Here is an 11,318-nt window from a genome sequence, read left to right on the forward strand (position 1 = left end):
TTTTAATACCCAACCTATTTCTCAAATAAATGAAACCACTTAAAGAAAAGTATAAACAGCTCGAAGATGAAGGCAAAGCTCTTTTAGCCGTCAATTTCTACAACTTTGAAACCCTGGCAGGTACTTTGCAAGCAACCAAAGAGCGAAACTCTTCGATTATCCTCCAAGCCACCAGCTCCTCCATTAATTATATGGGATTGCCAGTAACCGTTGGATTAGCCAAATATGCCCGAGAACAGTTTGGGGTGGAAGCCTGGCTCCACCTGGATCATGCAAACGACATTGAACTTATCAAAAGATGTCTGGATGCAGGCTTTGATTCCGTTATGATTGATGCCAGCGAAGAGCCTTACGAAAGGAATATTGAATTATCCCAGAAAGTGGTAAGCCTTGCAGAACCCTATGGCGCTAATGTAGAAGCAGAATTAGGCTACGTGGCTAAACTGGGACAAAACTATGATAAAGTTCAATTTACTCAGCCCGATGAAGCTCGTGCATTTGTTAACGAAACCGGGGTAAATGCCCTTGCGGTTGCCATCGGTTCTGCCCATGGCTTTTACAAAGAGGAGCCAAAACTGGATCTGGAGCTGCTTGCAGCCATTCACGAAGTCACCCCGGCTGCCCTGGTGCTGCACGGTGGCTCAGGTATTCCCGCTGATCAGCTAAAAGGCGGTATTGAACGGGGCATTCGCAAAATAAATGTTGCTACCGAGGTAAAGAACACCTTCATGCAAACCTTAAAAGAAGACCTAAAAACCACCGATGAAATAGATCTTCGAAAAGTATTTCCTTCCGCCATTAATGAGGTTAAAAAGCTGATTGAAGGCAAACTGGATATCATAAACAGTTAGTCTTTGTTGACGGTCACCCCATGCCTGCAGTTTAGTTACTAAACTCACTAAGCTGCAGGTTTTTTCTTATCCGGATGTTATACTTTAATAACCTCTATCCCAATCTTGTTAAACTTCCCTTCTATTTCTTTACTGATTCCTTTGTCGGTAATAATCGTACTAATTAAATCGACATCTCCTATGTAGGAAAAACTGTGTCTTCCAAATTTTGAAGAATCCGTAACAGCAATCACTTCGCTGGCCCGCTCCACCATAATTCGGTTTAGTTGTGCCTCCAGGGGATTGGAGGTCGTCAGACCATAGTCAAAATCTAATCCATCCACCCCAATAAACAGCTTGTCGAAGTAATAGTTTCTCAGTGTATTTTCCGCTTCAGGGCCTACAATAGAATACGATTTATCGCGCAGCACGCCTCCGGTTAACATCACCTCTACATCTGATAAACCTGCAAGCTCCACGGCGATATAAATCGCATTGGTCATTACCGTAATGTTCTTTTTATCCTTCAGGCGGATGGCAATTTCTTTGGTGGTAGTACCCGAATCTAAAATAATGGCATCTCCATCTTTTATGAGTCCAGCTGCGTACTTGCCAATTCTTCTTTTTTCATTGGCATTAATCTTTTCTTTCTCTTCCAGGGATGGGTCTTTATATACGCTATTGCGTAAAAGCGCCCCGCCATAGGTACGATGAATCAATCCTTTCTTTTCAAAAAAATCGAGATCATTTCTTATGGTTACCGAAGATACATCAAAAAGCTCACTTAACTCATCCACCGTCACAGAGCCCGACTCATTCAGCACTTGTATTATCTTGTCACGTCGCTTAACTGTTGATTTCATACGTTTCTTTTTTCCAAAGAATATTAGTAGCAAAGAGAAAAAAAGGAGCTTTGCTTGTTTTTATAGCAAAATATAGGATAAAACCCTTTCAAAGTTAAATTAACAATTTATTTTTACTGTACTAAGTTCCATTCACCTGTGTTTAAATCCCCCCCTGAATAAACACACATATTACGACACCCTGTTTTGATGATACTCTACTATCTTAAACCGGCAAAGTCAACCATTACATTTTGTGGACTAACAAATGTGATGTTTCTTTCATTCTTGTTACGAAGGCCCACCTTCGTAACGCCCTCCCGGAAGCTCCTGCTTTCTGTTTATGGGTGCGGAAATCCAAGTATAGCAATAGGTATTAGCCAAATTACTAATTGTATAGCAAGCACCGCCCCCTCTTCAATCATCAGACCGCCGAAACTCATTTCCCCTGGCTGCTTTTTCCTGAAACGGTCGGACGAAGAGCGGCGTTTTTCCAAAAAATCATTAACACAAAAGATGCATCTGTTGTCTCCAACTTCGTAGAGAATGACAACATTGATAATGGGCAGGTTAATAAACGCTCTATTTTTAGTCCAGATACTGAAATTAGTCTGGGCGATACCGTTAAAGTAGAAATGCGTTGTATAAGCACCCCTGCCTACACCTATTCCTACACCCTTTCTCAAATTTCGGGAGAAGGCCCCATTGGCGGAACAATTCCATCTAATCCGCCCAGTAATATTGCAGGTAGCAATGTTTTGGGTATTTTTATGTACATACCTCAAACATGGACTCAAGTGGTAGTAGTAGAATAAGAATTAACCTAATCGCAGTTTAACTGATAACTATGATGATTCTGACCCAAAAACGACAATTGATCTTGCTGTTCGGGATATTCCTGATGACTGGCACTGCACTGGCTCAGCAGGAAAATAACAGCAATATTGGGATGGACAGTGTGATAGTAGATGCGCCCTTTGAGATGCCACCAATCACTATCCCGGATTTCTCCGCTGCGCCAAGGCTTCCGATCACCGATTTCGGCGCGCAGCCCGGCGATAAGGAATCGACCACACGGGCTATCGATGAAGCAATCGCTCAGGCTCATGCAGCAGGCGGCGGTATCGTCGTAATCCCTGCGGGCGAATGGCTGACTGGCAAAATTCATCTAAAGAGCAACGTCAATCTCCATGTAGAAGAGCACGCCGTTCTCAACTTTTCTGAGGACCCCCAGGATTATCTGCCACCGGTCCATACCACGTGGGAAGGCATGGAAGCTTACAACTATTCGCCCCTGATCTACGCTTTTGAGTGCCACAACGTTGCGATCACCGGCAAAGGCAAGCTCCATGCCCGGCTGGATGTGTGGCGTGATTGGTATGATCGCCCTGAGCCGCATATGGCGGCCCTGGCCCGGCTATACCACATGGCCGCAAAGGGGGTACCCGTGGAAGAGCGCCAGATGGTGGGTAACCAAGCACACTTGCGGCCTCAGTTTATCCAGTTCAACCGGTGTGAGAATGTTCTTATGACCGATGTCTCAATTTCAAGCAGTCCGTTTTGGGTCATCCATCCTTACCTGTCGAAGAATGTGGTCATCCGTGGGGTTAATGTTCAGGCTCACGGCCATAATAACGATGGCGTGGATATCGAAATGAGCCAGAACGTACTGGTCGAAAACTCTACCTTCGATCAGGGCGATGACGCCATTGCCATTAAATCCGGGCGCAACCAGGACGCCTGGCGCCTGAATACCCCCTCAAAAAACATCGTCGTGCGCAATTCCTTGATCCGAAATGGTCATCAGCTTCTGGCAATTGGCAGCGAGCTTTCCGGAGGTGTAGAGAACGTCTTGATCGAAAATTGTCAGTTGGATAAAGAAATTGATGATGTGATGCACCTGCTTTTTATCAAAACAAATGAACGCCGCGGTGGGTATGTTGATAACATTCACATGCGGAACATTACGGCCGGTGAACTGCGCTATGGCGTGTTAGGTATTGAAACCGATGTTCTCTACCAATGGCGTGACTTGGTGCCTACCTACGAACGCCGCCTGACCCCAATCCGTAATGTTCATCTTGAGAATATCAGGACCGGATCGGTAGATTATATCTCCCAGATAAAAGGTAACGCGGAGCAACCTGTCCAAAGCGTATCCTTAATTGATGTGGAAGTAGATTCGGTGCGAGGAGAGAGGTTTACCAATAGCAATGTTGATCATTTTAGTTTTACAAAGAACGAATGATGTAGATGTAGCTGGATCACTATTCAACGCCAAAAAGCTCAACCAGCTTAAAATTTAGTGATACGGAAATCCAGCCACAACCATGGGTATTAACTGAACTACCATGTGTAGCAAGTACCTTCCCTTTTTCAATCGTCAGACCGCCGAAACTCATTTCCACTGGCTGCTATTTCCCGAAGCGGTCGGACGAAGAGCGAGTTGTTTTACAGAAATCCCCAAAACAAAAAAAGCCGGTTGAATCATATGATTCAACCGGCTTTTGGTGGGCGATGAGGGACTCGAACCCCCGACCCCCTCGGTGTAAACGAGGTGCTCTAAACCAACTGAGCTAATCGCCCGACTTGCTCGAAGGGCGACAAATATAAGAACAATTCTAACTCTCACAAAGAAAAATTTCATCCATTCTTGATTTATTGGTTAACACTGTTAACTTATGGGCGGATATAAAACCGCTTCCAATAAATCAAATATGCTATGAGTGATCAAAATCGCCCTTTTTATAATGCCGTGCTGGTAGATGGCTGCCGCATTCCTTTTCAGCGATCGGGAACCAACTATAACGACCTGATGGCTTACGACCTCGGCCGCATGGCCATTGAAGGTTTACTGGCGCGCAACCCCGTAGAGCCTTCCGCCATCGACCGGGTGATTATGGGCACCGTGATACAGGAAGTTAAAACCAGCAACGTGGCCCGCGAAAGTGCGCTGGGCGCCGGCATCCCCGATTCCGTCCCCGCCTTCACCACCACTATGGCGTGCATTTCCTCCAACCAGGCCTTTGCCAGCGGCGTGGATTTAATTCGTACCGGTCAGGCTAAAATTGTACTGGCCGGAGGAACTGAAACCATGTCGGATATCCCGGTGCGGTTCAAAAAGAAATTCCGGCAAAAAGTACTGGAGGCCCGCAAATACAAAAAGCCCACCGATTTCCTCAAGTTTTTCAAAGGGCTGGGATTCAAGGATCTCCTGCCCGAACTGCCTGCTATCGCTGAATTCTCTACCGGCGAGGTGATGGGCGAAAGTGCCGACCGCATGGCTGCCCGCTTTGGAGTGAGCCGTGAAGATCAGGATGAATACGCCCTGCGCTCGCATCAGCTGGCTGCCAAAGCAACCAACAAAGGTTGGCTGGACCAAGAGCTGATCCCCGCTAAAATACCTCCAAAATTTGAAGTAGTTCCCCACGATAATGGCTTCCGGGAGGACACATCTTTGGAAAAGCTTGCCAAGCTTCGTCCTGCTTTCATCAAACCACACGGAACGGTTACTGCCGGCAATTCTTCCTTTCTAACCGATGGCGCCTCAGCCAGCTTCATCATGGAAGAAGAGACGGCACTGGAACTGGGCATCAAACCCAAAGCGCGTGTGCGGCAGTATAATTTTGTGTCTCAAGATCCCGGAGAGGAACTACTGCTGGGACCGGCCTATGCCATCCCCAAAATCCTGGCTGCCATGAACCTCAGCCTGCAAGACATTGATGTATTTGAACTCCACGAGGCCTTTGCCGGACAGGTACTTTCCGTACTCACTGCCCTCAACTCCGACAAGTTTGCCAAAGAATCATTGAAGCGGGATCAAAAAGTCGGCGAAATTCCTATGGAGAAACTGAATACCTGGGGCGGATCTTTGTCGCTGGGGCATCCCTTTGGAGCAACGGGCGTCCGCCTGGTAACCACCGCCGCCAACCGGCTGATCAAAGAAGACGGGAAGTTTGCCTTGGTTTCTGCCTGCGCTGCCGGCGGGCAAGGCCATGCCATGGTGTTGGAGCGGTATGGGAAGTGATTAAAGATTGAAGATTTAGGATTTTTCATTCTTAGTTACTTTTTGACCTCTTTTGTTTTCTCCTTCATAATGAGAAAGACTTGTTGATATACCTTTTAATTATGAATAAGCCTATGATGCTCCGGACAAGTCCTCTCCTTACCAAGGAGAGGATTTAGTGAGGTAAAAGTTTTGGGCTTGAAGCTTGGCAATATTTAAAACCTCATTTTCGAACACGTTGTAATCACCACAAACATTAAGTCACCAACAAAACCGAAACCAACTTTTTGACCTCCTCTGGCTCCTCCTTCATAAGGAGGAGGACGCTTATAAAACATTAGACCTATAAATTATAAATAACCATGAGCCTCAAGAACCCCCGACATACCAAAGAGCTCAGACGACAGCTTCGTCAGAATATGACCGATGCCGAGCGATTACTTTGGGATCGGCTTCGCAACAAACAGCTTTGTGATGTTCGGGTGAAAAGACAATATGGAATCGGACCTTATGTGCTCGATTTCTATGTACCAAAAGCAGACTTGGCAATTGAAGTGGATGGGAAAATTCACCTCAATAAAGAAACCGCAGAAAAGGACGTTAATAAAGATGTTTTTTTGAAAAGAAATCAGATTGACGTTATTCGCATTAAAAATGAAGAAGTGTTCGAAGATCTCGACGCTGTAATTCGTCTATTGGAAAAAGTAGTTCAAAGCAGACTAAAAAGTAAATGATATGAATTGTGCCAAAGCCCAACACCCCGACCTCTTTTTTTTCTCTTTCAAAAGGAGAAAGACTCTTTTGATATGCTTTTTAATTATGAATAAGCCTATGAACTTTTAGATGCTCCGAAAAGCCCTCTCCTTATGAAGGAGAGGGTTGGGTGAGGTCGAAGTTTAAGACCTTGAGTCATGAACAATTTTAAAAACAATATTCACGCACATGTTAGACACATCAATCCTTAAATCACCAACAATTTCGAATCCAACTTTTTGACCTCCTCTGTCTCCTCCTTGAAAAGGAGGGGGACGCGTTGATAAACATCTTAATCAATGATTACACGCCACGACAAGTCCCCTACTTACCAAGGAGAGGATTTAGATGAGGTCGAAATAACGGGCTCCAAGTATTGCACTAAGCCTATTTCAACATTCAGAATTCAACATTTAAAATTTCAGAACATGAGCTACCTCAACATCACCCCAAAAGACTCCGTTGCCGTTGTTACCCTGGATATGCCGGATGAAAAAGTGAACAAACTGAATGAAATCCTGATTGAGGAGTTCTCTGAATTTCTGGATACGCTGGAGAGTGATGATTCCCTTAAAGGCGCGATTCTGATCTCGGGGAAAGAAAACAACTTCATTGCCGGGGCTGATATCGACATGTTTCAGGAGCGGGATACCGCCGAGGAGATAGAGCAGCTCAGCAAAACGGGTCATCAGATTTTAAATCGCATTGCAGATTTCGAAAAACCCATTGCGGTGGCCGTTCATGGCAGCTGCATGGGGGGCGGGCTGGAACTCTCGCTGGCTTGCCATTACCGGGTGTGCTCGGATAGTTCTGACACGGTGTTTTCCCTGCCGGAAGTGAAGCTGGGACTGTTGCCGGGAACGGGCGGAACGCAGAGGCTTCCACGGCGCATCGGCATCCAAAAAGCCCTCACTTATATGCTGACGGGTAAAAACATCTATGTGCGTCAGGCGCGCAATACGGGCCTGGTGGATGAAGTAGTTCACAAGGACGCTCTGGAAACCGCCGCTATCAAGGCCGTGCATAAAATTACTGAAAACGGTGCCTCCCATAAAGTTAAACGCTCCTTCTTCGAGAAGCTTTTGGAGGGGAATCCGCTGGGACGAAAAATCATATTCTCACAGGCACGCAAAAAGACAGCCGGAAGAACGCGGGGCAACTATCCGGCTCCGCCCAAAATTATCGATGCGGTGGAATACGGCTACAAACATGGTCTGGAGAAAGGCCTCGAAAACGAAACCGTACTCTTTGGTGAGCTGGGAGCCACGCAGGAATCCCGCAATTTGGTGAATTTGTTTTTCGGGATGAATGCTTCCAAGAAAGTCCCCAAGCCGGATTTGGTGAAACCGGTGAACAAGATCGGGGTGCTGGGCGCCGGGTTGATGGGATCCGGCATCGCCGATGTCAGCATAAACAAAGGCGGTTATCGTGTGTTACTGAAAGATCAGGATATGGAAAGTGCTGCCAAGGGTGAAAAGGAAATCTGGAAAGCCCTGAATGAAAAGGTAGACAAACGCATCATCAGTGAGTTTGAACGGGATAAGACGGCTGCCAAAGTCACCGGCACCGATTCGTACGAAGGCTTTGACGATGTAGAACTCGTGATTGAGGCCGTTTTTGAAGATCTGGATTTAAAGCGCAACATCATACAGGAAGTGGAAGCGAAAACCCGCGATAATTGTATCTTTGCCTCCAATACCTCCTCGCTGCCCATCTCAAAAATTGCCGAGGCGGCTAACCGTCCCGAAAATGTTATTGGGATGCACTACTTCTCTCCCGTCCAAAAGATGCCTCTGCTGGAAATCATCGCTACCGAACAAACAGCGGACTGGGTGATTCAAACCGCTTGTCAGGTTGGGGTGAACCAGGGCAAAAACGTGATTGTAGTCGGTGACGGTCCAGGTTTCTACACCACACGCATTCTGGCCCCGTACATGAATGAAGCATTAAAACTGCTGGAAGAAGGTGCCTCTATTGAATTCCTTGACAAAATCATGAAAGACTTCGGCTTCCCCGTCGGCCCCATGGCACTGTTTGACGAGGTAGGCATCGACGTAGGCGCCCATGTAGCCGAAACGATGTCGCCCATGTTTGCCGAACGTGGCATCGACACCAATAACCGCGCCCAGGAACTTCTGGATGCCGGCTACAAAGGTCGCAAGAATAAGAAAGGGCTCTATCGATACTTTGACGATAAAGACAAAGAGGTAAACACTGACATCTATAAACATTTCGGTGGCTCCAATCGCACCAACTCTGATAAAGAAACGGCCCAACAACGCATGGCCCTCACTATGATCAACGAAGCCGCCTGGTGCCTGCAGGAAGATATCCTTAAATCACCAAATGATGGTGATCTGGGCGCTATCCTTGGCTTGGGATTCCCTCCTTTCCTGGGCGGACCTTTTCGGTATATCGATCAAACTGGAGTGCAGAAGGTGGTTGATCGATTGGAGAAGTTTGAGGGTGAATTTGGACCGCGGTTTAAGTCGGCAGAAATTTTGATTGATTATGCCAAGGACAAGCGAAAGTTTTATGAAGATTAAATCCTATTGAAATTTTCCAAAAATTGTCACAACCTGACGATAGAAAGTAGGGCCTAACGTCAGTTAGGACAGAAAAATCCGCCCTTAAGATAATACCGTTAGGGATTGCACACCAAGGCGTTTACTCTTCCTGCTATTTTTTCCAACATGCATGTGCCGTCACTATGTGACCTGGTCTCGATTTCTATTTTCCATCCCGGATTAACATCCGGGGCTATTTTCTGTCGATTCCAACGAATCTTAATCTTGGTGACCTGCCAAAACCTCACAGTTTTATGAACAGCTTGACATATCTATCATATGCTAAAAAACTGTGCCTTGCCCATTTTGATTTCAATTCCTCAAAAACATGGTGTAGTAAATATCTGTTTTGTTGAAAACCAAAAACTTTGCACTTTTCTGTTTCTCAACTTCGGTATATGAAATTAACTTAGTCCTTATCCAAAAAAAATTTACCTGCATGAACCTTAAAGATTTTGAACGCAATATCAGCTCCACCATCCTGGATAGTGGATATGATTATTTTGTACAGAATGCGGTGGACGGTCTGGAAAAAGTCGCGCCCGGCATGTGGTTGGCCAAGGTGCATGGCTCTGAGATATATACCGTAGAAGTAAACACGCACAAAACAAAAATAAAGGGATGGGAGTGCAATTGTCCATATGATCACAGCCCGATTTGCAAGCATGTGGTAGCACTATTTTATGCTATTGAGGAAAGGATGAATGATGCAAAAACATTCCCCAAAAACAAGAAGAAATCAGCTAAGAAAAACCGGGTGCAGGAAATCTTCAAGAAAACATCCAAAGAAGAACTGCAGGAATTTATTATTGCGCAGTTTGGCCGCGATGCAGGAATCAAAAATGCGTTTATGGCCCATTTTGTTGAATATCTGGATGAAGATCAGCAGCAAAAATACAAAACCATTGTCCGGAATATTTATAAAGCGGCTCAGGGTCCTTACGAATTTATCGACTATTATTCGGCTGCTTCTCTAACTTCACCGTTATATAAACTTGCTGAAAAGGCCAACGATTTACTGGCTGGTGAAAACATAAAGGAAAGTCTGGCCATCTGTAAAGCACTTATTGAAGAAATCCCGGTTTTTCTTAATAACATGGATGACTCGGATGGCTCAGCCGGAGACCTTCTCTATTATGCTTTTGAAACACTTGGGGCTATCGTGCAGCAGGCTCCGCCAATGTTAAAGGATGAACTGTTTACCTATTGCACGGAAGAATTCCCTAAACAAAAATATCATGGCTTTGGCTTTGAGAGTCACTTTCTGCACTATCTCCCGGAACTCATCACTACTGAAGAACAGGAAGAGCAATTCTTTGAGCTGATTGACCGGCAAGTTAAGATTGAGCAAAAAGAATCATATTCTGATTACGGGATCACTCAGCTCATAAAAACAAAAGTTGAGTACCTGTTGAATAGCCGCAGGGAAGATGAGGCCATTAAGTTGATCAAATCACATAAAAACTACCCGGATCTTAGGAAAATGTTGGTTGATAGGGCCATAGCACAAAAAGAGTTCAAGCTTGCTAAAACCCTGTGTCATGAAGGGGTTGAAGCTGCCAAAGAGAAAAATCACCCGGGCATTGTTACCAACTGGCAGCAAAAATTACTGGAGATTTCAAAAATTGAGGAGGATACTCCTGAAGTTCGCCGGTGGGCCGAAAAACTTTTTTTCGAGCATTATTATGCCATGGGCTATTACAGGGAATTGAAAGCCACTTATTCCCAAAATGAATGGCCTGATAAATGTGAAGAACTGATTTCTGCCATAAAAAACAAAAACCGCCAGTGGATACAAGGTTCATCAGGGATTCTTGCAAATATTTACGCAGAGGAAAAACATTTGGACCAATTGCTAAAAGTACTACAGCAGCCGCCTGTACAGCTTTCGTTTATAGATAGCTATGCTTCACTTTTAATAAAGGAGTACCCGAATGAGTTATTGGATATTTATGAAGAGGCCATTACCAACTACGCCACCCAAACCGGTCGTAATATTTATAATGACATTGCAAACTACCTCAAAAAAATGACACAGATTGAGGGTGGAACGGAAAAGGTTCATCAAATTATTAAAGGCTTCCGGCAGCGGTACAGCAATCGTCCTGCCATGATGGAAGTAATGAACAGAAACTTTCCCGGTACGATGCCCAAGTCGCAAAAACCTTAATAACAGAAATGATAACAAAGGGCGACTACCCAATTCTAATCTGCGCCTATTGTAATTTGAAATTAAGGACATCCATTTCCCAATCGAGACATGAGGAAAAATAAGAAATCAGCTCTTATACAATGCCTTTTTCAAATGAATTACAAACCA

At 45.1% G+C, this 11,318-nt stretch carries 8 protein-coding genes and 1 tRNA gene; 7 read left to right on the plus strand and 2 right to left on the minus strand.

Going from position 1 to position 11,318, the window contains the following annotated elements; translation table 11 throughout:
• The first annotated feature begins 29 nt into the window (after nucleotides 1-29).
• Entirely contained in the window at nucleotides 30-851 is an 822-nt protein-coding gene (locus FN815_RS04945; protein WP_142453507.1) for a class II fructose-bisphosphate aldolase, read from the plus strand.
• A gap of 77 nt (nucleotides 852-928) precedes the next feature.
• Here FN815_RS04945 and agaR read toward each other — a convergent pair whose 3' ends face one another.
• Nucleotides 929-1,693 carry a transcriptional repressor AgaR gene (gene agaR / locus FN815_RS04950; protein WP_142453508.1) on the minus strand — a complete coding sequence of 255 codons (765 nt, stop codon included), beginning with the start codon at nucleotides 1,691-1,693 and terminating at the stop codon, nucleotides 929-931.
• Between the two features lie 371 nt (nucleotides 1,694-2,064).
• Between agaR and FN815_RS04955 the strand changes: the two genes are divergently transcribed.
• Both FN815_RS04955 and FN815_RS04960 read left to right on the plus strand, forming a co-directional pair.
• Nucleotides 2,065-2,487: a DUF4249 family protein gene (locus FN815_RS04955; protein ID WP_142453509.1), complete on the plus strand. Its 423-nt coding sequence runs from the start codon at nucleotides 2,065-2,067 to the stop codon at nucleotides 2,485-2,487.
• 32 nt (nucleotides 2,488-2,519) lie between these two features.
• Complete coding sequence (locus FN815_RS04960) at nucleotides 2,520-3,920, plus strand: glycoside hydrolase family 28 protein (RefSeq protein WP_142453510.1); 1,401 nt, start codon at nucleotides 2,520-2,522, stop codon at nucleotides 3,918-3,920.
• 260 nt (nucleotides 3,921-4,180) lie between these two features.
• On the opposite strand, the gene FN815_RS04965 is transcribed toward FN815_RS04960, so the two are convergent.
• Nucleotides 4,181-4,258: transfer RNA gene (locus FN815_RS04965), tRNA-Val, on the minus strand.
• A 136-nt stretch (nucleotides 4,259-4,394) separates the two neighbouring features.
• Between FN815_RS04965 and FN815_RS04970 the strand changes: the two genes are divergently transcribed.
• The 4 genes from FN815_RS04970 to FN815_RS04985 all read left to right on the plus strand — a co-directional run bounded on the left by FN815_RS04970 (nucleotide 4,395) and on the right by FN815_RS04985 (nucleotide 11,168).
• Nucleotides 4,395-5,699 (plus strand): thiolase family protein, encoded by a 1,305-nt coding sequence (locus FN815_RS04970; protein ID WP_142453511.1) that lies wholly within the window; start codon nucleotides 4,395-4,397, stop codon nucleotides 5,697-5,699.
• 341 nt (nucleotides 5,700-6,040) lie between these two features.
• Nucleotides 6,041-6,412: an endonuclease domain-containing protein gene (locus tag FN815_RS04975; RefSeq protein WP_142453512.1), complete on the plus strand. Its 372-nt coding sequence runs from the start codon at nucleotides 6,041-6,043 to the stop codon at nucleotides 6,410-6,412.
• Between the two features lie 447 nt (nucleotides 6,413-6,859).
• On the plus strand, nucleotides 6,860-8,977 hold the full coding sequence (fadJ, locus tag FN815_RS04980; RefSeq protein ID WP_142453513.1) for a fatty acid oxidation complex subunit alpha FadJ: 2,118 nt from the start codon (nucleotides 6,860-6,862) through the stop codon (nucleotides 8,975-8,977).
• Nucleotides 8,978-9,437: 460 nt separating this feature from the next.
• Nucleotides 9,438-11,168 (plus strand): SWIM zinc finger family protein, encoded by a 1,731-nt coding sequence (locus FN815_RS04985; protein ID WP_142453514.1) that lies wholly within the window; start codon nucleotides 9,438-9,440, stop codon nucleotides 11,166-11,168.
• Nucleotides 11,169-11,318 lie beyond the last annotated feature (150 nt).

Source organism: Gracilimonas mengyeensis, assembly GCF_900182705.1.
Taxonomy (GTDB): domain Bacteria; phylum Bacteroidota; class Rhodothermia; order Balneolales; family Balneolaceae; genus Gracilimonas; species Gracilimonas mengyeensis.